At 63.2% G+C, this 20056-nt stretch carries 21 protein-coding genes; 12 read left to right on the top strand and 9 right to left on the bottom strand.

Annotation, left to right across the window (positions count from 1 at the left end; all coding sequences use genetic code 11):
- Window positions 1-29: 29 nt before the first annotated feature.
- Window positions 30-962, bottom strand: a complete 933-nt coding sequence (locus tag X727_RS156465; RefSeq protein ID WP_023833918.1) for an alpha/beta hydrolase — start codon at window positions 960-962, stop codon at window positions 30-32.
- A 137-nt stretch (window positions 963-1099) separates the two neighbouring features.
- On the opposite strand from X727_RS156465, the gene X727_RS156470 reads away from it, so the two are divergent.
- The 4 genes from X727_RS156470 (at window position 1100) to X727_RS156485 (ending at window position 4212) form a co-directional block, all read left to right on the top strand.
- Window positions 1100-1975 carry an alpha/beta hydrolase gene (locus X727_RS156470; protein ID WP_023833917.1) on the top strand — a complete coding sequence of 292 codons (876 nt, stop codon included), beginning with the start codon at window positions 1100-1102 and terminating at the stop codon, window positions 1973-1975.
- Window positions 1972-2421, top strand: a complete 450-nt coding sequence (locus X727_RS156475; RefSeq protein WP_023705574.1) for a MarR family transcriptional regulator — start codon at window positions 1972-1974, stop codon at window positions 2419-2421. Before X727_RS156470 ends, X727_RS156475 begins: the two co-directional genes overlap by 4 nt.
- A 98-nt stretch (window positions 2422-2519) precedes the next feature.
- On the top strand, window positions 2520-3527 hold the full coding sequence (locus X727_RS156480) for a ribonuclease (RefSeq protein WP_023833916.1): 1008 nt from the start codon (window positions 2520-2522) through the stop codon (window positions 3525-3527).
- 70 nt (window positions 3528-3597) lie between these two features.
- Entirely contained in the window at window positions 3598-4212 is a 615-nt protein-coding gene (locus X727_RS156485; RefSeq protein WP_155923541.1) for a hypothetical protein, read from the top strand.
- Between the two features lie 5 nt (window positions 4213-4217).
- Here the strand turns inward: X727_RS156485 and X727_RS156490 are convergent, their stop codons facing one another.
- A complete protein-coding gene (locus tag X727_RS156490) occupies window positions 4218-5504 on the bottom strand; it encodes a GGDEF domain-containing protein (RefSeq protein WP_023725380.1) in 1287 nt (428 codons plus the stop codon).
- Between the two features lie 235 nt (window positions 5505-5739).
- Between X727_RS156490 and ettA the strand changes: the two genes are divergently transcribed.
- The 3 genes from ettA to X727_RS156505 all read left to right on the top strand — a co-directional run bounded on the left by ettA (window position 5740) and on the right by X727_RS156505 (window position 9462).
- Window positions 5740-7389, top strand: a complete 1650-nt coding sequence (gene ettA, locus X727_RS156495; RefSeq protein ID WP_023688009.1) for an energy-dependent translational throttle protein EttA — start codon at window positions 5740-5742, stop codon at window positions 7387-7389.
- Window positions 7390-7438: 49 nt separating this feature from the next.
- Complete coding sequence (tam, locus tag X727_RS156500; RefSeq protein WP_023682165.1) at window positions 7439-8209, top strand: trans-aconitate 2-methyltransferase; 771 nt, start codon at window positions 7439-7441, stop codon at window positions 8207-8209.
- Between the two features lie 131 nt (window positions 8210-8340).
- Entirely contained in the window at window positions 8341-9462 is a 1122-nt protein-coding gene (locus tag X727_RS156505) for a beta-ketoacyl-ACP synthase III (RefSeq protein ID WP_023833915.1), read from the top strand.
- Here X727_RS156505 and X727_RS156510 read toward each other — a convergent pair whose 3' ends face one another.
- Window positions 9463-10029 carry an isoprenylcysteine carboxylmethyltransferase family protein gene (locus X727_RS156510; protein WP_023823181.1) on the bottom strand — a complete coding sequence of 189 codons (567 nt, stop codon included), beginning with the start codon at window positions 10027-10029 and terminating at the stop codon, window positions 9463-9465.
- A 196-nt stretch (window positions 10030-10225) separates the two neighbouring features.
- Between X727_RS156510 and X727_RS156515 the strand changes: the two genes are divergently transcribed.
- Entirely contained in the window at window positions 10226-10837 is a 612-nt protein-coding gene (locus tag X727_RS156515; protein WP_023697036.1) for an MOSC domain-containing protein, read from the top strand.
- 59 nt (window positions 10838-10896) lie between these two features.
- Here X727_RS156515 and X727_RS156520 read toward each other — a convergent pair whose 3' ends face one another.
- Together X727_RS156520 and X727_RS156525 are read right to left on the bottom strand one after the other, a co-directional pair.
- Window positions 10897-11739 carry an SDR family oxidoreductase gene (locus X727_RS156520; RefSeq protein WP_023833914.1) on the bottom strand — a complete coding sequence of 281 codons (843 nt, stop codon included), beginning with the start codon at window positions 11737-11739 and terminating at the stop codon, window positions 10897-10899.
- Between the two features lie 145 nt (window positions 11740-11884).
- Window positions 11885-12847 (bottom strand): D-amino acid aminotransferase, encoded by a 963-nt coding sequence (locus X727_RS156525; RefSeq protein ID WP_023749907.1) that lies wholly within the window; start codon window positions 12845-12847, stop codon window positions 11885-11887.
- A 152-nt stretch (window positions 12848-12999) separates the two neighbouring features.
- Between X727_RS156525 and X727_RS156530 the strand changes: the two genes are divergently transcribed.
- The gene (locus X727_RS156530; protein WP_023682159.1) at window positions 13000-13506 is read left to right on the top strand and encodes a hypothetical protein; all 507 of its coding nucleotides are present in this window, start codon (window positions 13000-13002) and stop codon (window positions 13504-13506) included.
- Between the two features lie 6 nt (window positions 13507-13512).
- On the opposite strand, the gene X727_RS156535 is transcribed toward X727_RS156530, so the two are convergent.
- Complete coding sequence (locus X727_RS156535; protein WP_023668245.1) at window positions 13513-13827, bottom strand: DUF2293 domain-containing protein; 315 nt, start codon at window positions 13825-13827, stop codon at window positions 13513-13515.
- Window positions 13824-14330 (bottom strand): tRNA (N6-threonylcarbamoyladenosine(37)-N6)-methyltransferase TrmO, encoded by a 507-nt coding sequence (gene tsaA / locus X727_RS156540; protein WP_023714782.1) that lies wholly within the window; start codon window positions 14328-14330, stop codon window positions 13824-13826. Before tsaA ends, X727_RS156535 begins: the two co-directional genes overlap by 4 nt.
- A gap of 167 nt (window positions 14331-14497) precedes the next feature.
- Between tsaA and X727_RS156545 the strand changes: the two genes are divergently transcribed.
- Together X727_RS156545 and metF are read left to right on the top strand one after the other, a co-directional pair.
- Complete coding sequence (locus X727_RS156545; RefSeq protein WP_023833913.1) at window positions 14498-15520, top strand: metalloregulator ArsR/SmtB family transcription factor; 1023 nt, start codon at window positions 14498-14500, stop codon at window positions 15518-15520.
- Entirely contained in the window at window positions 15520-16437 is a 918-nt protein-coding gene (metF, locus tag X727_RS156550; protein WP_023833912.1) for a methylenetetrahydrofolate reductase [NAD(P)H], read from the top strand. The genes X727_RS156545 and metF overlap by 1 nt, the downstream gene beginning before the upstream one ends.
- Before the next feature lie 448 nt (window positions 16438-16885).
- Here the strand turns inward: metF and X727_RS156555 are convergent, their stop codons facing one another.
- Entirely contained in the window at window positions 16886-17803 is a 918-nt protein-coding gene (locus tag X727_RS156555) for a DMT family transporter (RefSeq protein WP_023699616.1), read from the bottom strand.
- A 210-nt stretch (window positions 17804-18013) separates the two neighbouring features.
- Between X727_RS156555 and X727_RS156560 the strand changes: the two genes are divergently transcribed.
- Window positions 18014-19234 (top strand): alanine racemase, encoded by a 1221-nt coding sequence (locus X727_RS156560; protein WP_023668250.1) that lies wholly within the window; start codon window positions 18014-18016, stop codon window positions 19232-19234.
- On the opposite strand, the gene X727_RS156565 is transcribed toward X727_RS156560, so the two are convergent.
- Window positions 19231-19962, bottom strand: a complete 732-nt coding sequence (locus tag X727_RS156565; RefSeq protein ID WP_023682154.1) for an SDR family oxidoreductase — start codon at window positions 19960-19962, stop codon at window positions 19231-19233. The two genes, X727_RS156560 and X727_RS156565, sit on opposite strands and share 4 nt — an antisense overlap.
- Window positions 19963-20056 lie beyond the last annotated feature (94 nt).

Raw genomic sequence — 20056 nt, 5'->3', positions numbered from 1 at the left:
GTCACGGGCCTTGCGGTAGGCCAGCGATGTCACTGTTTGAGCACGCTATCGGCCCAGGCAGCGAAATCGTCCATAACGGTGTCGCGGTTCACCTCGTTCAGGCTTTCGTGGCGGGTGTCGGCGTAAATTTTTGAAACCAGATTCGAAAAGCCCATCGCGCGCATCCGCTTGGTGAGATGATCGATGCCTTTGCCATAGTCGGAGGCCGGATCCTTCTCGCCGCCGACGATGCTGACGGGCAGGTCGCGCCTGATGCCGGCAAAGCCCGCATCCTTGCCGCCTTTCTGCGTCATCTCCACGACGTCGCGCCACATCGAGATCGAGGCATCCCAGCCGCACAGCGGGTCGGCAATGTACTTGGCCACTTCAGCCTCGTCGCGCGACAGCCAGTCGAACAGCGTCTTGTGGTTGGGCACCGCCTTGCCCCAGGCCTGGAAGGTCAGCCTGGGCAAGACGCGTGAGGGAACATCGGAGCCGAGCCTGAAGCGCTCATAAGCGAGGATGGCGAGTGCAAGCCGACCAAGCAGGCCTTGTGAGAAATTGCCGTTCCAGATCGCCGCGGCGTGGACGCGCGGCGAGTGCGCCAGGAGGTAGTTGAGCGCCACCGACGCACCCATCGAATGGCCGAACAGGATGACCGGCAGGCCGGGCTGCTCCCTTGCGATCAAATCGTGGACGGCATCGACATCGGCGATCACCTTGGCCGGGCCGCCTGTGCCGGCGAACCTGCCGAGCGGGGCATCGGGCGCCTTGGTCGCGCCATGGCCGCGATGGTCGTGGACGTAGACGTGAAAACCGCGGGTGCTGAGGTAATCCGCGAAGCGGGCATAGCGCGCGGCGTGTTCGGCCAAGCCATGGTTAATCTGGACGACGGCCCGTGGAGAGCCGCTCGCGTGCTTCACATAGAGGTTGAGCGTGGCCCCGGTCGGTGAGGCCAGCGTCGTCTGCTTGTCAAATGCCATGTCTCGCTCCTCGGCGACTGTTGAGCGACGCGGGACCGACGTCAAGGGGAGGTCGAAATCAGCCGGGGCCACTATTGACAGCTTGCTGTCAATTTGGCTATATGACAGCATACTGTCAATTGGATCGGAGTATGACCATGAAAACCGTTTCGCGCCGCGCGTTTCTGCTGGCGAGCCTTTCATCCGCAATGCTCCTGCCCGGCATTGCTTCCAGCCAAACCAGGGAGATGACCATGAAGACCATTGCCGGCCCGCAGGGCCAGCTTGCCGGCTACGACATCAAATCCGGCGACGGCCTGCCGATCCTGTTCGCGCATGGTGATTGCAGCCGCGCCACACAGTGGAACCGGGTGATGCAGCTCACCGCAGGTGGCCGTGAGGCGGTCGCCTTCGATTTTCGCGGCCATGGCGCATCGGCGCCTGCAGCTGATGCCGACTACGGCTATGACGGCCGTGCCGACGATATTGGTGCGGTGGCCGATGCGTTCCGCCTGAAGCGGTTTGTCCTCGTTGCACATAGCGGCGGCAGTGGGGCCGCGCTCGCCTATGCCGCCGGCCATGCCGACCGTGTTGCCGGCATCCTGCTGGTCGATCCGGCGACCGATCCGCGCGCCCTGCCCAAAGAGATTCGCGACGGGTTCGTGCGCGATCTGGCGGGGCCAAACGGCGGCGATGTCCTGAGCGCTTATTACACCTCGATCGCCGGCTCCAATGAAGATGTCCGCAAACAGGTCATCGCCGATGCGGCGGTGGTCGATCCGGCGGCTCGGGCAGGCGTCGGCAAGGCGCTGGCGGAATGGAATCCCGAACCGACGCTCGACGCCTATCACGGGCCGATCTTCGTGCTGGCCACGGAGGCCAATGACAATGCGGCGGCCCTGTTTCGGCTGCGCAGCGGAATTGGCCACAGAACCGTCGCCGGTTCCGGCCATTGGGTGATGCTTGACAAGCCGGAGGCGGTGGCTGAAGCCGTCAACACTTTCGTTTCCACCATCGAGGCCGGCCAGAAATGACAAGCAGGACCGAAGCCGGAGATGTGCTCACCGAACTGGTGCTTGCCGTGTTCCGGCTGAATGGCGGGTTTCTCGACGCGGCCGACCGGCTGGCGGAGCCTGCCGGGTTGACGGCGGCGCGCTGGCAGGTTCTGGGCGCGGTGCTGAAGGAGCCGAAATCGGTGGCCGACATTGCCCGCGACATGGGGCTTGCCCGTCAGAGCGTGCAGCGCCTTGCCGACATTCTGGCCGCCGAAGGGCTCGCCGCCTATGCGGACAACCCGGCGCACCGCCGCGCCAAGCTCCTGGCGATGACCGATGCGGGCCGGGCCGCGATCAGGGATATCGGCACGCGCCAGCATGTCTGGGCCAACCGCATCAGCGAGGGCATCGAGCCTCGCGTGCTTGAGACCGCGCTTGATCTGCTGCGTATGTTGACGAAGCGGGTCGAGGAGGGCGGGGTCTGATCGACCGAGCGATTGTTTTTTGCGGCGGACGAAAGAAATCGTAATTCTGACATGTCACACGTTTCTAGCTTGCGCTATGAAACGCTAGGAGTGCTGGAATGCGGATATCGGCGATATGGGGTGCGGTGTTGGTGGCGCTGGCCGGTGTCGGCCTAGCGCGCGCCGATGTGAAGATGAGCGGCTCCTTCGTGGCCGATGCTGCCTGTCCAGCAACGCAGGCAATCAAGAGCGGCAAGAACCCCGGCAATATCGCGACAACGGCTGGACAGAGCTACGACCTCCTGGCCGGCAACAAGGATGCGCCGACGCATTACCTCATCCGCGTGCCGGGCGCCGATCCTGAGCGTCGCTGGGTCAAGATCAGCTGCGGTCACGTCGCCGGCGGCAGCGCAGCCGCCCTGCCGGCCGCGCCCGCCGATCAGGGCAAGCCTGCGGCTTCGGGAAAACCCGAATATGTTTTCGCGCTGAGCTGGCAGCCGGCCTTCTGCGAAACCAAGTCGAGCAAGCCCGAATGCCAGGCGCAGACGGCGGGCGGCTTCGACGCGTCGCATTTCACGTTGCATGGGCTCTGGCCGCAGCCGAACGGCAATTTTTATTGCCAGGTGCCGGCGGGCGACAAGGCCAATGATAATCCGGCACATTGGGCCGACCTGCCGCCGGTCGATCTCGATGCCAATACGCGCGCCGAACTCGACCAGGTGATGCCCGGCACCGCATCCAAGCTCGAGCGGCATGAATGGACCAAGCACGGCACCTGCTACGGCAAGAGCCAGCAGGAGTATTTTGCCGAGGCGCTGAACCTGATGCGGGCGGTGAATGCCTCGCCTGTGCGCGAGCTCTTCACCAGGAACGTCGGCAAGCAGCTGACCTCGGACCAGATCCGCAGCGCCTTCGACAGCGCCTTCGGCAATGGAGCCGGCGCGCGGGTGCGTGTCTCCTGCCTGGTCGATCCGTCGAGCGGCAGGCGGCTGATCGGCGAGCTGACGCTCGGCCTGACCGGCCCGATCGGCCCCGACAGTTCGCTGGGCACTCTCATGCTCGCCTCGGCGCCGACGACCAAGGCGGGCTGTCCGAAGGGCTCGGTCGATGCGGCCGGGTTCCAGTAGGATATCCGTCTGTCGCTTGGCAGTGACGCGGTGATATGGTCTGGATGTGTTTCATTCGGCGGGGGTGGCGATGAGTGGCATGACATCAGGCGCGCTGGCGCGGCTGGCTTTCTGGGCCAGGGGGATGACCGCCATAAAAGACGGCCGCATGGAATGGCCGGGCTTTTCCTATACCGATGCCGAGTGGGCGCGCATGCGCGTGCTTGCCGCGCCGATCGGGGCAGGCCGCTACCAGCTGTTCACTTGGGTCAATGCCGCGATCTTCATCGCCATTGCCGCGCTCGGCATCGTCTGTGTCTTCCTGCCGCTGGCGACACTTTTGTTTCCGGTGCCGGCCGACACCAGCGCGCTCAAATTCTCGGCTCTGCTGGCGGCGTGTGCCTTTCTCATAATCGGGCTCGGCTTGCCGATCTCCATGCGCCTGTCGAGCGCGTTGGCCATCTCCCGGGAGATGCGCGCCGGTCTTGTCGGCGAAGCCGGTGACGAAGCGCTGGCAGCAAAAGTGTCTTGGCAGATCAACCGCATCATGCTGGTCATGTGCGGCCTGCTGGTGCCCGGCATTCTGTTGTTCATCGCTTATGACATCGACGCCAGTCCGATCATCACCACGCTGAAATGGCTGGCCATCGCGCTGATAGCCGTTTCAGTTGCGGTCGGCGCGTTGCAGCAGCGCAAGCGGAGCTGACAACCTTATCCGCTGACGCCACGTGTGGACAATGTCCAGGCACTGAGGTCTTCGGCATCGTCATGCGCTTCGCCGACGACGCGGTCACGCCCGGTGGATTTGGCCCTGTAGAGACGCTCGTCGGCAAGGGCGAAGAGATCGGCAAGCGAGGCTACGGTCTCGTCGACAGTGGCGATGCCGGCGCTGACGCTGATGTCGAACCGGTTTACGCACGCCTTGACGGCCTGGCGGAGGTTTTCTCCGAGCAACCTGGCGACCGCATGCGGCTGCGAGCAAAGGATGGCGAACTCCTCGCCGCCGATCCTGAAAACCTGATCGTGCGCGCCGGCCGCCTGGGTCAGTACCTGGGCGATCGATCTCAGCACCCTGTCGCCCTCGGCATGGCCGAAGCGATCGTTGATCGACTTGAAATGGTCGACGTCGACGATCAGCAGGCTGAGCGGCTGGGCCGTGCGCAAGCTGACAGCAACCAGACGTTCGCCGTCGCTGTCAAAGCGTCCCCTGTGCAAGAGGCCGGTGAGGCCGTCGCGGCCGACATGTTCGACCAGGGCTTCGTAGCGCTCGCGATAGGTCAACGTGTCGAAGACGTCGGACAGCCCGCGGGGTGCCACGACCTGACGCGTTTCGAACCATCTGAGGTAGGCGACAAGCATGGCGCTGTAGGCAAAAGCGGCACCCATCTTGGCCAACCAGCCGCCGAAGAAGACCGCAATCGGTGCGCCGGCGACGAAATGCAGGGCGGTGAAAAATCCGGCCTGGTCGAAGGTGAGCACGCAGGCGACGCAAATCAGGATGCGGGAGAACGGCGCCTTGCGCAGATAACGCCCGAGCTTTTCGTAAAGCAGGATGATCAGGATGGCGTCGATGAAGAGCAGCGTCGTGCCCCACACCATCAGCCAGCCCAACTGGTCGATGAAACCGATATCGGGAAGCTTGCCGTCGGAAAGGGCTGAAATATCGTGCAGGCGCAGGATCAGGACCAGCCCGATCATCAAGGCGTTGCCGAGCAAAAGGCCATAGATCGGCTGGCGCACCGTGGCCGCATCTTCCTTCATGTAGAGCAGAAGCAGCATCACCAGCTTGCCGGAAAACAGCACCGCCGAGCCTGGCGAGACCATGCCGAAGGGCAGGGCGACATAGAAGACGCTGGCGAGATAGGTTTCGAGGAAATGCATGGCGCCCAGCGCGCATACGAAGACGCCGAGGCCGATGCGATCCCTGAAGCGGAACAGCGTGACCATGACGCTGAAGTAGACGACCGCTTCGGCAAGGAGCAGGAAACTGTTCAGCACTACCTTCGGTCCGATCTCTACTTTCGATCGCGACAGGCCAGCGATCGATCCTGTTTTGACGCTGAAGGGTTAACCGGGGATTTCAACGCTCCCTACAACCGGCGGAAAACTTAACGTGCGGTGTACACCCGGCTTGAAATGGCAAAAGCGATTGCCGTTCGGCCCGGCATCGCCTACATAGCGGCCAACCTCCATTCAATCCGACATTTTCGGTCAATCATCAAGGAAAGCGCGCGTGGCACGCCAGTTCATCTATCACATGGCCGGCCTCAACAAGGCCTATGGCACCAAGAAGGTGCTTGAGAATGTCCATCTCTCCTTCTATCCCGACGCCAAGATCGGCATCCTCGGCCCCAACGGCTCGGGCAAGTCGACGATCCTCAAGATCATGGCCGGGCTCGACAAGGAGTGGAACGGCGAAGCGTGGCTCGCCGAAGGCGCCACCGTCGGCTATCTCGCGCAGGAGCCGGCGCTCGATGCCAACAAGACGGTGTTCGAGAACATCATGGAAGGCGTCGCCGCCAAGACCGCCATCATCGAGCGCTACAACGAATTGATGATGAACTACTCCGACGAGACGGCTGACGAGTCGGCCAAGCTCCAGGACGAGATGGACCGGTTGAACCTGTGGGATCTCGAACAGCAGGTCGAGATGGCGATGGAAGCGCTGGGCTGCCCGCCCAAGGATTCCGAGGTCACCAAGCTTTCGGGCGGTGAGCGCCGCCGCGTCGCGCTCTGCCAGCTGCTGCTGCGTCAGCCCGACCTCTTGCTGCTCGATGAACCGACCAACCATCTCGACGCCGAGACCACGGCGTGGCTGGAAAAACACCTGCGCGCCTATCCCGGCGCGGTGATGATCATCACCCACGATCGCTATTTCCTCGACAATGTCACCGGATGGATTCTCGAGCTCGATCGCGGCCGCGGCATCCCCTATGAGGGCAACTACACCAAGTACCTCGAAGCCAAGGCCAAGCGCCTCAAGCAGGAAGGTCGCGAGGACGACGCCCGCCAGCGCGCCATCGGTCGCGAACGCGAGTGGATCCAGTCCAGCCCGAAAGCCCGCCAGACCAAGTCCAAGGCGCGTATCCAGGCGTTCCAGGACCTGCTGGATGCAGCCGACAAGCGGCGGCCGAGCGATACGCAGATCGTCATTCCGCATGGCGAGCGGCTCGGCAATGTGGTGATCGAGGCGGAAGGCCTGTCGAAGGGCTTTGGCGACACGCTTTTGATCGAAGGCCTGGAATTCAAGCTGCCGCCGGGCGGCATCGTCGGTGTCATCGGCCCGAACGGCGCCGGCAAGACGACGCTGTTCCGCATGATCACCGGCCAGGAAACGCCGGATGCCGGCTCTGTCCGCATCGGCGAAACGGTGAAGCTCGGCTATGTCGACCAGAGCCGCGATGCGCTCGATCCGTCAAAGACGGTGTGGGAGGAGATTTCCGGCGGCGCAGAAGTGGTCAAGCTCGGCAAGTTCGAGGCCAACACGCGCGCCTATTGTGCGTCGTTCAACTTCCGTGGCGGCGACCAGCAGCAGAAGGTCGGCAACCTCTCCGGCGGCCAGCGCAACCGCGTGCATCTGGCAAAAATGCTGAAGACCGGTGGCAATGTGCTGCTGCTCGACGAGCCGACCAACGATCTCGACACAGAAACGCTGGCGGCGCTCGAAGACGCGCTGGAAAATTTTGGTGGCTGCGCCGTCATCATCTCGCATGATCGTATGTTCCTCGACCGTCTGGCCACGCACATCCTGGCCTTTGAAGGTGACAGTCATGTCGAATGGTTCGAGGGCAATTTCGAGGATTATGAGCAGGACAAGATCCGCCGGCTCGGCCCCGAGGCCGTCAACCCGCACCGCATGACCTACAAGAGGCTGACGCGGTAAGGGAGCAACCGGGGCGGCGAATTTCTCAACTGATACGAGGAAAGCTTGAATGACCGACTGGTCAGCCGCCCAATATCTGAAATTCGAGGATGAGCGCACGCGGCCCGCGCGCGATCTTGTTGCGCAGGTGCCGGTGGATTTCCCGCGCCGGGTCGTCGACATCGGCTGTGGGCCGGGTAATTCGACCGAGCTGCTGGTCGAGCGCTGGCCGGATGCCGAGGTGAGCGGTTTCGACACCTCGCCCGACATGATCGAGAAGGCGAGGGCGCGCCTGCCCAGCGTCAATTTCGACCTCGCCGATGCCTCGACGTGGCAGCCGGCCGAGCCGGTCAATGTCATCTTCGCCAATGCCGTGTTCCAGTGGCTGCCCACCCATCCGGCTGTGTTTCAGCGGCTGATGGGCTTTCTCGCCCCCGGTGGCGCGCTCGCCGTCCAGATGCCCGACAATCTGCTTGAGCCGTCGCATCAGGTGATGCGCGAGACGGCCGCCGAAATGCCGTTCGCCGCCAAGATGGCAGGTGCTGCGCGCGGACCGCTGCCGGCGGTGTCGTTCTATTATGATCTCTTGTCGCCGCTCTCCGACCGGGTGGATATCTGGCATACAGCCTACAATCATCCGCTGACCGACGCCGAGGCGATCGTCGAATGGGTGAAGTCGACGGGGCTGAAGCCTTTCCTCGATCCGCTGGACGCCGGCGAGCGCAAGACCTTCCTCGACAGCTACACGGCCAAGATCACCGAGGCCTATCCGAAGACCGCAAACGGCAAGGTGCTGCTGCGCTTTCCGCGTATCTTCATCGTCGCCAAGCGGGCCGGCTAGCACTCCCGATGACATCCGGCCACAGCCTATGGTTTAAGCCGGCGTAAACCGGTGGGGTGAGAAAAGTGTTGTGTCGCGCCCCTTCGTCGTTCACATGAGAACGACAACGCCTGCGCATGGACGGACTGGATATGCATCGCGTCATCATCAGCGGCATTGGCGTTGAAATCCCTGAAGCCAAGATCACCAATGAAGAACTGGTCGCCAGCTTCAATGCCTGGGTCGACACCGAGAATGCACGCCGGCAAGGCACGGATGAGACGCTGCTGCAGAAATCCGACAGCGCCTTCATCGTTCATGCCTCGGGCGTCCAGACCCGGCATGTGATCGAGCGCGAAGGCATTCTCGATCCGACCCGCATGGCGCCGCGCATTCCGGCGCGGCCCGACGATGCGCTGTCGCTGCAGGCCGAGTTCGGCGTCGCCGCAGCCAGGAAGGCGCTCGACCATGCCGGCCTGAAGCCGTCCGACATCGACCTGGTGATCTGCTCGGCCTCGCACCAGCAGCGGCCCTATCCGGCGATCGCCATCGAAATGCAGCAGGCGCTGGGCACCAAGGGCGCCGGCTTCGATATGGGGCTTGGTTGTTCATCGGCCGCGGCCGCCTTGCACATTGCGGCCAATCTGGTGCGGGCGGGCGCGCACAAACGCGTGCTGGTGGTCACGCCGGAGATCATCACCGGCCATCTCAATTTCCGCGACCGGCAGACGCATTTCATCTTCGGCGATGCGTCGGTGGCGATGGTGGTCGAGGGGCTGGCCAGGGGCGAGAAGCGGCCGGGGCGCTTCGAGGTGCTGGACACGCGCACCTGGACGCAGATGTCGAACAATATCCGCACCAATCTGGGCTATCACACCCGCACCGCCCAGGACGATCCTTACATGATCAACCTCGAAGGCAATCTGATCAAGCAGGTCGGCAACAAGGTGTTCAAGGAAGTCACCGTCGCCGGCCACAAATTCATTGTCGAATTCCTCGCCGAGCACGGGCTGACGCCGCAAGCCATCAGGCGCTTCTGGCTGCATCAGGCCAATGCGCGCATGAACGCCATGATCCTGAAACTGGCCTTCGGCCACGAGGTCGACCACGACCGCGCGCCGATGGTGCTGGAGCGGCTCGGCAACACCGCCGGCGCCGGCGCCATCATCGCGCTGTCGGAAAACCACGCCGACATGAAGCCCGGCGATTTCGGCGTGCTGTGCGCCTTCGGCGCCGGCTATTCGATCGGCGGCGCGCTTTTGCGGATGCTGTAATCAGGCCGGCATGAACGGCACCAGCATCGGTACGCTGCGGGCATAATCGTCATAGGCGTTGCCGAGTTCTCCGCGCAGAAAGCGTTCCTCCAGCCTTGCCTTCATGACGATGCCGATGGTGAGAGGAATCGCGCCGGCGATGCCCCAGACCGTGCCTTTGGCCGCCATTGTGGCAAGGATCGCCAGAAGCAGTCCGGTATAGATCGGGTGGCGGACCATTCTGTAGGGACCGGTGTCGACGACACGGTGTTCGGCCTTGGCCGTCACCGAAGCCGACCAGAAACGGCCGAGATGCAACCGCGCCCACCAGGCGAACAACAGGCCAACGGCAACAAGCCCTGCGCAGATCCACGCTTCGGCAAGGGTCGGAAACCAGAATCGCAGCCGGCCGGCATAGCCATGCGCGGGAATGAACAGCAGCACCGCGCCGAACAACCACAAAGCGCGATAGCGAAGCTCCTCCTGGATGCCGGCACGCTTTTTCGCCGGGTCGGCCCAGAAGGCGGCTAGAAACCAGGACACGACCCAGATCAGCCAAAGCAGCGCGATTGCAGTCCCGGGACGCATGGAAACCTCCGCAGACTTGTCTCACCATGAGGCCGGTGCAGCACGGCTGCAATGCGGCGCAGTACGATAGGATATGCGATCCGCGGTAAGAAGATCGTGATCGGCTGCCATCAGCCCGCTTGATCGGATCATCATTGCTTTGGACTGGACCGGGCTCATGGCTATCGCTAATGCGATCTTGCACAAGGAGTAAGCCATGCTGGATCTTTTCCCTGAGGCTCCGATCGAGATCATTTCAGCGCGAAAACTCGTAGCCAGGGTGACGGCGCTCTACGCCGCACCGTCGAATCACTTTCAGACGCGCCCAGTGGAAGCATTGCAGCTCGGTTTCGAAGGCATCGACGGCGACTTCCACGCCGGCGCCACCCGTCGTTCGGGCGGTCGCGAACCCTGGTATCCGCGCGGCACCGAAATCCGCAACGAGCGGCAGATATCAATCGTAGCCGCGGATGAACTCGCCGTCGTTGCCGAGCGGATGGGGCTGGCCGAGATCAAGCCGGAATGGATCGGCGCCAATCTGTTGATCGAAGGCGTGCCGCATCTCTCGATGCTGCCGTCAGGCACGCTGCTGTTCTTTAGAAGTGGCGTGACGATCAAGGTCGATGCGCAGAACGGGCCTTGCCGGCTTGCTGGACGTTCGATCGCCGAAAACGCCGAGATGGCCGATCGGGAGGCCGGCGCGCTGGCCTTCCCGAAGGCGGCGAAACGGCTGCGCGGCCTCGTTGCTTGGGTCGAGAAACCGGGTCGTATGACAACAGGGGAAGAGATCTCGGTGCGCGTGCCCGAGCAGTGGATTTATCGATCCTAGTACCGGGCTAGGGCACGGGCTGCGCCGCCGGGGCGACGCAGCCGGATTTCAAGACGCGCTCAGGCCGCCTTGCGGTTCTTCTTGGCGCCCTGCGCCTCGACGGAAACGTGGTCCCACTTTTCCCACAGCGCGATGCGGTTGGCGTATTCCTGCTTGATCATCGGTAGGCCGCCATCGCCGAAGAAGACGCGCAGCGGCGGCTCGGCCGCGTCGACGATTTCAAGCATCGCCGGTCCGGTGGCCTTGGGGTCGCCGGCGACCGAGTTGGCGCGGCGTTCCGCCATCTTGGCACGGGCCGGCGCGTAAGCCTCGATCGCTTTGGAGACCTTGGCCGAGGCGCCGGACCAATCGGTGGAGAAGCCGCCCGGTTCGACAAGCGTCACATGGATGCCGAATTCGGCGACCTCGATGCTGAGCGACTGGCTGAAGGCTTCGAGCGCCCATTTCGAGGCATGGTAAAGGCCGAGCGAGGCAAAGGCGTTGACGCCGCCGATCGACGAGATCTGCATGATATGGCCGGAGCCCTGCGCCCGCATGATCGGCAAAGCCGCCTGTGTGACCCAGAGCGCGCCGAACACATTGGTTTCGATCTGGTCGCGAGCTTCCTGTTCGCTGACTTCCTCGATGGCGCCGAAATGGCCATAGCCGGCATTGTTGATGACGACGTCGAGCCGGCCAAAGCGCTTGTGCGCCTCGGCGATGGCCGCATCGACAGCCTTCTTGTCGGTGACGTCGAGCTTGATCGCGGCGACATTATCGCCGTATTTCGCGACGAGATCGGCGAGCGTGCCGGCATCGCGCGCGGTTGCGGCGACACGGTCGCCGCGAGCGAGTGCGGCCTCGGCCCAGACTCGGCCAAAACCTTTCGACGATCCGGTGATGAACCAAACCTTGCTTGTCATGACGTGGAATCCTTGCCCATGCGGGCCGTGAACTGGGAAGCGGAGGCTTCTCCGCTTCCGCGATATACGGTGCGTCGAGCGATTTTCCAGAGGCGAGGGGGAATCTTTTTGGTCACGTCATCGTGTGGAGCAGGACCTTCGCCGGTCAGGGATAGCGCACCGGGCTCGACCAGGCCGGGTCGTCATGCTTTTGCCAGTAGAGCGCCATCAAGCGCTTTGTGATCCCGCCTATCTTGCCGTCGGCGACAGCAGCGCCGTCGATCACTGTCACCGGCATGATGCCGCCGGCGGTGGAAGTGATGAAGACTTCGTCGGCAGCCTTCAGCGCGGCAACGCTGACGTCGACGGCCGTGGTGGGAAGCGCTGCCTCGGCGCAGAGGTCGAAGACGGTGCGCCTGGTGATGCCGGGCAGCACGCCGGCGGCTGGCGTCGACAGCCTGCCGTCCTTGACGCAGAACACGTTGAAGCCGGGGCCTTCGGCGACATTGCCGTTGAAGTCGAGAATCAATGCGGTTTCGGCCCCACGGTCATAAGCGTCGTAGAGGCCGCGCACGAGGTCGAGCCAGTGGTAGTTCTTGATCGCCGGATCGATCGAGACCGGCGGAATGCGCACCTTGTCGCTAATGGCGACATGCAGGCCGCGCCGCAACTGCTCGGCATTGGCGACCGAGCCGAAGGGAACTGCGAAGGCCATGAAGCGGTTGACCGCCTGGCGCGGATCGCGGCTGAAGGTCGGCGAGGCGCCGCGTGTGCACAGCATTTCGACATAGGCGGCGCGATGGCCCGACAGCGCCACGCAATTGTGCAGAATCTCGGCCACACCATCGCGGTCGGACGGGATCGTCATGCGCAGTTCTTGCAAGCCGGCGAAGAAGCGGTCGAGATGCAGGTCGAGTCGGAAGAAGCTCCCGTCCCAGACATGCACGGTGTCGTAGGTGGCGTCGGAATGCAGGAAGCCCCAATCCAGCACCGAGATCTTGGCTTGCGACATCGGCAGATACTGACCATCGAGAAAGGCGATGCCGTCGGGATAGGAATGCGGATCGATATGGCGATCCGACAAAGCCGGCAATGGCACAATGCTACCGGCTGCTGCGCTTCGGTTCATGGCGATTGGTCCCTTCGGCTTGATGCGGCAGATTCAAGCTAGTGGTCCCCTGCAGGCGGCATAGGGCCACCCAACCATCGCTGTTTGTCCTAGGTAGCACATTCGATATGCCCTATGGTCCGGCTTGAAAATATCCGGCCGGGAGGGGCAAAATGGGCAGATCTTTTCGGACCATCAGCTTTGCAATTTTCCTCGTCTTCGTCACTGGCCATGCCTTCGCGCAATGCGCTCGCGAGGGCGAGGCGCTGTGCCAGAACGGCCAGACCTATCGTTGCGAGAAGACGGGCAGCGAGCTGACGCCGATCTTTCAGAACGTGCCTTGCGTGGTCAACGCGGCGGGGCTCAACGGCGTCTGGACCGGCAGCGGTCATCAAAGTCCGGCCGGTGCTGCCGGCGCCGATTGGGCGATCGCAATGACAATCGGCGATGGCGCCGCGTCGATCGACTATCCGTCGCTCGGCTGCGGCGGATCGTTGACCCAGATTTCTCGCGACGACAGTTCGGCGGAATACCGGGAAAACATCAGCTACGGCCAGGACAAGTGCATCGACGGTGGCGGCATCACCGTCCGATTTTTCAAAGGGAACCTGTCCTGGACCTGGGTTGGCCAGGCCGACGGCCAGCCCTACAATGCGGTTGCCGTATTGAAGCGACGGTAGCTGAAGTTATTCCTCTTCGTCCTCTGCATCGAGCAGGCGCGTGGCGCGCCAACGGGTCAGCACCATGTTTGTTTGCTCGATGACGAAGAACCGCGCCGAGTCGCGGTCATAGCCCTCGGCCAGCAGCTTTTCATAGTCGGTATGGCCGTGCCTGATATGGGCGATCGTCGCCAGCCAGACCGCGATGCCCGGCGGCAGCGTCTTCATGTGCACGGCGCCGGCCTCGGTGCGGATTTTCTCCATATCGGCATAGGGTGCCAGGGGCAGCAGTGCGGTCAGCGCCTTGGCGATGGCGCGGCGGCGGCCGGTGGGCGCGCTCATTTTTCGTCACGCCCGGCAATGGTCGCCTCGGGAAAGGCGTCGGTCGAGGCGAAATAGGGCTTGATGTCGATCACCGGGGTGCCGTCGAGCACATCGATGGCGTCGATGGCGATGCGGCCGTGGTCGATGTCGACGGCGATCAGGCCGGCGATATGCAGCCCGACTGGGTTCGGCCGGGCAGGGGAGCGCAGCGAGAAAACGCCTTTCGGCTCAGCCGCATGGCGGGGTCTCTGGACAATCAATGCCCGCGGCGCGTGATGCAGCCAGGACAGGATGACGATGTGGCTGGCCCGCTCCAGCGCAAGCAGGCCGTCGCGATAGGCAGGGTCGATGAGAACCGTGGCCGCCTGTCCGGCCTCGCGCGCCGCGCGCATGTTCTTTGGGCAGGTTTGCCTGGATTTCCATGGCGAGGCGATGCGGCCGATGAACACGATATGGCCATCCGCCGGCATGTCAGCCGGGTCAGTCTGCAGGAGCTTTTCGCCGTCGCGCTTCTCGAACATGGCTTTCGCCCTAGCACAAGTTTCCAGCCGATCGTCAGGGAAAAGCGGTTCTCTCAGGCGGGGATCATGTGTGCGGCATTTTCTTGTCAGGAAGCGACATAGGCCTTGCCATGTCGTCAAAGCTGACATAAACATATGTTTATATCTTTTTCAACGAGAACGCGCCGATGCATGTTTCGCTCGATACGATGGTTGATACGTTGAAGGCTGCGGCCGAATCGAGCCGGCTCCGCATCCTGGCGCTGCTGTCGCGCGGCGATCTCACCGTGTCCGACCTCACCGAGATCCTCAGCCAGTCGCAACCGCGGGTGTCGCGGCATTTGAAGCTGCTGCTGGAGGCCGGGTTGATCGGCCGCTACCAGGAGGGCTCGTGGGCCTTCTTCCGGCTGTCGGATACGGATTCCGCGCGCGACTTCGTCATGGGGCTGGTCTCTGGCATTCGCGGCGCCGATCCACAGGTCGAGCGCGATCTCGAGCGGTTGGCATCGGTCAAGCGCAAGCGCCAGGACCGTGCCGCCGAGTATTTCTCCGAGAACGCCGCCAGCTGGGATCACATCCGCTCGCTGCATGTGCCGGACCGCGCGGTGGAAGCCGCACTCCTCAAGCTGGTCGGCAAGCGGCCATTCCAGTCGATGCTAGACCTCGGCACCGGTACCGGGCGGCTGCTGGAGATATTTTCGCCGCTCTACCGGCGCGGTGTCGGCATCGACATGTCGCGCGAAATGCTGACGGTGGCGCGGGCCAATCTCGACAAGGCAGGCATCGCCAATGCCCAGGTCCGCCAAGGCGACATTTTCGCGCCGCCGGTCGAGCGCGACGCCTTCGACCTCGTCACCATCCATCAGGTGCTGCACTATCTGGACGATCCCGCCCGCGCCATCCGCGAGGCGGCAAGGCTGCTGCGCCCGTCGGGCCGGCTGGTGATCGTCGATTTCGCGCCGCATGCACTGGAATTCCTGCGCGACCTGCATGCGCATGTCAGGCTGGGCTTTTCCGACCGCCAGATCTCCGAATGGTTTGCCGATGCCGGGCTCGATCTCGAGGATGCCCAGGAATTCGAGCCGCGCGGCGGCAACGAAGCCAGGCTCACCGTCAAGCTGTGGCTCGGCCGCGACCGCCGCATGCTGATCGCCGAGCCTTCAAATGACACCCAACCCACCAAAGCGTACCCTATGGGGGAAATCGCCTGATGAACCAGTTCCGCTTTTCCCGCCGTCCCGACATTGGCGACAAGGTCCGCGTCTCCTTCGAGTTCTTCCCGCCGAAGACCGACGAGATGGAAGCCAGGCTCTGGGACACCGTCACCAGGCTGGAGCCGCTGAAGCCGAGATTCGTCTCGGTGACCTATGGCGCCGGCGGCTCGACGCGGGAGCGCACGGCGCGCACGGTCAAGCGCATCCTGAACGAGACGGCGCTGACGCCGGCGGCGCACATGACCTGCGTCGACGCCGCCCGCCATGAGGTCGATGCCGTCGTCCGCGAATTCGCCGATATGGGCGTGAAGCGCTTCGTTGCGTTGCGCGGCGATCCGGCGGCGGGTGTCGGTACGGCCTACCGGCCGCATCCCGATGGCTATGCCAATGGCGCCGAACTTGTCGGAGCGCTGAAGGACGCCGGCGATTTCGACATCTCGGTCTCGGCCTATCCCGAAAAGCATCCGGAAAGTCCGGACTTTGCCACCGACTTCGACATGCTGAAGCGCAAGGCCGACAATGGCGCGACGCGGGCGATCACCCAGTTCTTCTTCGACAACGATCTCTACGAGCGTTACGTCGAGAAGGCGCGCCGCGCCGGCATCTACATCCCGCTCGTGCCCGGCATCCTGCCGGTGCACAATTTCACCCAGGTCGCCAATTTCTCCGCACGCTGCGGCGCGCTGGTGCCGGCATGGCTGGCCGAGCGGTTCGAAGGGCTGCACAACGATCCGCAGACGCATGCGCTCGTGGCGTCTGCCGTGGCGGCCGAGCAGGTGCTCGATCTCGTCGAGCGCGGCGTCAGCGACTTCCATTTCTACACCATGAACCGGGCCGACCTGGTGTTTGCCATCTGCCATATGATCGGCATCCGCTCCCACGAAACAGAGGCAGCTGGATCCGCCGCCGCCTGAGCTTCATCGTGGTATGAAATCTGAAATGCAAAAGGCCGGGCGAAACACCGGCCTTTCGAATTTGTGGGCTATTGCTGCTGTTCTTCCGCTCCGGCGGTTACGGAAGAACACCTATGATAAGGGCGCCAATGAAGGCAAATGCAGCACAGATCATCAATGCGTTGATTGGCCTCGTAAGTCCCATGTCATAGTCTCCTCTTCAAGAGCTATGGGTGGAGTCTAGGGGCATTTGTGCCACAGGCAAGCGGAAAATATGCTGCAATGCGACGCGATTGTGGAATTTGCGACCTGCCACCTGTCGTTAGGCATTGAAACTCTTCGGCAAAAGCCGCTGGCAGCCTGTGAATAAATTGTGACGCGGCCGTGGCGAAAGCGAGGCATGGCAGCGCTACCAGACCTAAAGCGCGTCGTTGTCCCAAAACCGCTGCGCACTTTTGGTCGACAGGCATTAGCGCCGACCAAACAACCGCCCGTCGATCGTCAACAGGCCAAGCGCGATCAGTGCCATGCCGCAGAACTCGAACAGAGCGAGCCGCTCGCCGAGGAACAGGAGGCCGAGCAGGATGGCGCTGGCCGGGACGATGAGCGTGACCAGCGAGGCGTTGGTGGCGCCGGCCGAGGCGACGAGGTTGAAATAGAGGATGTAGGCGAAGGCGGTGGAGAGCAGCGCCAGCGCCAGCACCGCCGTCCAGACCGGCGGCGAGGCCGAGAACAGGCCGGCCGGGCCATAGGTGAGCAGCACCACCGGGATCATGATGATGGTCGACGCCGTCAATTGTCCGGTGGCGATGACCGGCGAGGGCACGCCCTTGAAGCGGCGGGCAATCATCAGCGCGACGGCGTATGACAGCGAGGCGCCGATCAGCGCGAATTTCGCCCAGACCGGGCCGCCGAGCCCGGCCAGCAGGCCGGGGCCGATCATGACAGCGGTGCCGGCGATGCCGAGCCCGATGCCGGCAAGCTTGTTCCAGGAGAGCTTTTCGTCCGCTGTCAGCGCGTTGGCGAGGATCAGCGTCCAGAACGGCGTCGTCGCATTGAGCACCGAGGCGACGCCGGCGCCAAGCGCGGTCTGGCCGGCAAAGATCAGCGAGAACGGGACGACATTGTTGGCGAGCGCCAAAAGGAAAAACAGGCCGGCATGCGGGAAGGCGAGGCGGAAGGACGGACCGCGAATGCCGAGATAGAGCTGCAGTGCAATGGCCGCAATGGCAACGCGAAACAGCACCAGCACCAGCGGGTGCATTTCGGCAACGGCGATGCGGGCAAAGAAGAACGAGCCGCCCCAGATGGCGCCGAGCAGCAGAAGCTGTCCCCAGTCCCTCAGCGTCATCGGTCCGCGCTGCACGGCTGTCGTGGCTATTGCCATCGTGAACGTCCTTCCCCGCGGCATCAATGCCAGCCACTCAGGCAGAAGGCATATCGGGTCCGGCGACAAGAGCCACCCGAAACCTGATTGCTGGCAACAATGCTGCCAGAGGGTGCGCCGCTGGGTCAGTGCCCGCCAGACACAGAATTGTTTTCTTTGGCCGCTAGCTTGGATTAATTGTGCGCAGCCGAGAAGTCAGGGGATTCGTCCATGCAGCGATTCGAGAATGCCCGCGAGGCGGCGCTGGCGCTTCGGCCGGACGATCCGGTCTACTGCTTTCGCCCGCAGGTGCTGAAGGCGGATGCCAAACAGTTCATGGGCATGTTTCCCGGCAAGACAGCCTACGCAGTCAAGACCAATGGCGAGCAGATCGTGCTGAAGGCGCTGGTCGAAGCCGGCGTCACCGCCTTCGATGTGGCCTCGCCCGGCGAGTTCGCCGCAGTGCGCGCCGTCTCACCCGACGCCGAGATGCTCTACATGCATCCGGTCAAGGCGCAGTCGGACATCAAGCTTGCGCTGGAAAAATACGCCATCCGCGTCATTTCGCTCGACCATGAGGACGAGATCACCAAGCTGACGCGGGTGGTGCGGGCGCTTGACATCGATCCGGGCTCCATCAGCGTGTTCGTGCGAATCCAGACCAAGGGTTCGGCGGCCTATGAACTGTCGAAGAAATTCGGCGCCGGGCCGGCCTATGCGGTGGAACTCGCCGAGCGGCTCAACCGCACCGGCTACAAGGTCGGCCTGTGCTTCCATGTCGGCAGCCAGATCGAGGATCCCGACACCTATGAACGGGCGCTGGCCTCCGCCGATTGGGTGCGCAACCGGCTGACCTTCGACATTGCGGGGCTCGATGTCGGCGGCGGCTTTCCCGCCGAGTACGGCCATGACCCCAATCGCAAGCAGATCGAGATGCCGTCGCTCGGCCAGATCATGTCGCGGCTGTCGGGCGACCTCAGGGAATACCAGTTCGACCAGATCCCGTTGGTGGCCGAGCCCGGCCGGGTGATCGTGGCGCGCTGCCTCTCGCTGATCGTGCGGGTGCTGCTGCGCAAGGGCAAGCGGCTCTACATCAATGACGGCATCTGGGCGTCGCTGTCGGATTCTTGGACCGGCAAGATCACACTGCCGGCCCGCTTCATCCCCGATCCGGCGATCCGCTCGCGCAATGGCGAGGAGAAGAACATCGTGCCGTTCAAGGTCTGCGGCGCGACCTGCGATTCCGTCGACATCCTGTCGCGGCCGTTCTGGCTGCCGGAAACCGTCGACACCGGCGACTGGATCGAGATCGGCCATATCGGTGCCTATTCGCTGTCGCTGAGAACCCGCTTCAACGGCTTTTATCCCGATACCTTCGTCGAGGTGACGACACCCTTCGATGAAGGCGATGCGCCGCAGGGATTCGCCAGCCTGGAGACAATGGCGGATTAGGCGACGCCTCCACCGGCCTGGATATTCTCGCCGGTCAGCCAGCGGGCCTCGTCGCTGGCCAGGAAGACCGCGACATCGGCAACGTCGCGGGGCGCGCCGATCCTGCCAAATGGAGACATGCCGGCCGCCACGGCGCGATCGCGCTCGGGAAGCAGGTCCGTGTCGGTGAAGCCAGGCGACAGCGCATTCACGGTGATGCCGCGCGGTCCGAGTTCACGCGAGAGCACACGGACGAATTGTTCGACGGCGCCCTTGCTGCCGAGATAGAGCGCCGTTTGCGTGAAGAACATCTTGGTGCCGCCGGTGGAGACCGCGATGATGCGGCCACCGTTTCGCACACGGCGCGCTGCTTCCTGAAGCACGAAGAAGGTGCCCTTGGCATTGGTGCCGAAGACATGGTCGAAATCGGCTTCGGTTGCCTCCGTCAGAGGCTTGATGACGGCGACGCCGACATTGGCAACCACGATGTCGATCGCGCCGAACTCACTCTCAGCCTCGTCAAACAGGCGATGAATATCCGAGACGCTTGATATGTCGGCCTGGACGGCGATCGCCTTTCCTCTCCTGCCGGCGATGGCGGCCACGACCTCGTCAGCGGCTTCGTGGTTGCCGACATAGTTGACGACGACGGCAGCGCCCTTGGAGGCGAGTCCTTCGGCGATGGCTCGCCCAATGCCGCGCGAACTGCCGGTGACGAGTGCGGTTTTGCCTTGCAAGGACTTGGGCATGATACGTTTCCTTCAATCATTCAGGCCCGTGCCGGTTTCATCTGACGGGTCCGCTAGTCGAGAAATAGGGCCATGCAACTGATCAGATAATGGC

The sequence above is a fragment of the Mesorhizobium sp. L103C105A0 genome, from assembly GCF_000502215.1.
Taxonomy (GTDB): domain Bacteria; phylum Pseudomonadota; class Alphaproteobacteria; order Rhizobiales; family Rhizobiaceae; genus Mesorhizobium.
The sequence above is the reverse complement of the archived record's forward strand: the minus strand, read 5'-3'. Positions and strand labels throughout refer to the sequence as shown.

What these genes read in the sequence shown, in the direction of transcription:
- X727_RS156465 (WP_023833918.1), bottom strand. Translation starts at nt 962, where the DNA reads ATGGCATTTGACAAGCAGACGACGCTGGCCTCACCGACCGGGGCCACG.
- X727_RS156470 (WP_023833917.1), top strand. Translation starts at nt 1,100, where the DNA reads ATGAAAACCGTTTCGCGCCGCGCGTTTCTGCTGGCGAGCCTTTCATCC.
- X727_RS156475 (WP_023705574.1), top strand. Translation starts at nt 1,972, where the DNA reads ATGACAAGCAGGACCGAAGCCGGAGATGTGCTCACCGAACTGGTGCTT.
- X727_RS156480 (WP_023833916.1), top strand. Translation starts at nt 2,520, where the DNA reads ATGCGGATATCGGCGATATGGGGTGCGGTGTTGGTGGCGCTGGCCGGT.
- X727_RS156485 (WP_155923541.1), top strand. Translation starts at nt 3,598, where the DNA reads ATGAGTGGCATGACATCAGGCGCGCTGGCGCGGCTGGCTTTCTGGGCC.
- tam (WP_023682165.1), top strand. Translation starts at nt 7,439, where the DNA reads ATGACCGACTGGTCAGCCGCCCAATATCTGAAATTCGAGGATGAGCGC.
- X727_RS156505 (WP_023833915.1), top strand. Translation starts at nt 8,341, where the DNA reads ATGCATCGCGTCATCATCAGCGGCATTGGCGTTGAAATCCCTGAAGCC.
- X727_RS156510 (WP_023823181.1), bottom strand. Translation starts at nt 10,029, where the DNA reads ATGCGTCCCGGGACTGCAATCGCGCTGCTTTGGCTGATCTGGGTCGTG.
- X727_RS156515 (WP_023697036.1), top strand. Translation starts at nt 10,226, where the DNA reads ATGCTGGATCTTTTCCCTGAGGCTCCGATCGAGATCATTTCAGCGCGA.
- X727_RS156520 (WP_023833914.1), bottom strand. Translation starts at nt 11,739, where the DNA reads ATGACAAGCAAGGTTTGGTTCATCACCGGATCGTCGAAAGGTTTTGGC.
- X727_RS156525 (WP_023749907.1), bottom strand. Translation starts at nt 12,847, where the DNA reads ATGAACCGAAGCGCAGCAGCCGGTAGCATTGTGCCATTGCCGGCTTTG.
- X727_RS156530 (WP_023682159.1), top strand. Translation starts at nt 13,000, where the DNA reads ATGGGCAGATCTTTTCGGACCATCAGCTTTGCAATTTTCCTCGTCTTC.
- X727_RS156535 (WP_023668245.1), bottom strand. Translation starts at nt 13,827, where the DNA reads ATGAGCGCGCCCACCGGCCGCCGCCGCGCCATCGCCAAGGCGCTGACC.
- tsaA (WP_023714782.1), bottom strand. Translation starts at nt 14,330, where the DNA reads ATGTTCGAGAAGCGCGACGGCGAAAAGCTCCTGCAGACTGACCCGGCT.
- X727_RS156545 (WP_023833913.1), top strand. Translation starts at nt 14,498, where the DNA reads ATGCATGTTTCGCTCGATACGATGGTTGATACGTTGAAGGCTGCGGCC.
- metF (WP_023833912.1), top strand. Translation starts at nt 15,520, where the DNA reads ATGAACCAGTTCCGCTTTTCCCGCCGTCCCGACATTGGCGACAAGGTC.
- X727_RS156555 (WP_023699616.1), bottom strand. Translation starts at nt 17,803, where the DNA reads ATGGCAATAGCCACGACAGCCGTGCAGCGCGGACCGATGACGCTGAGG.
- X727_RS156560 (WP_023668250.1), top strand. Translation starts at nt 18,014, where the DNA reads ATGCAGCGATTCGAGAATGCCCGCGAGGCGGCGCTGGCGCTTCGGCCG.
- X727_RS156565 (WP_023682154.1), bottom strand. Translation starts at nt 19,962, where the DNA reads ATGCCCAAGTCCTTGCAAGGCAAAACCGCACTCGTCACCGGCAGTTCG.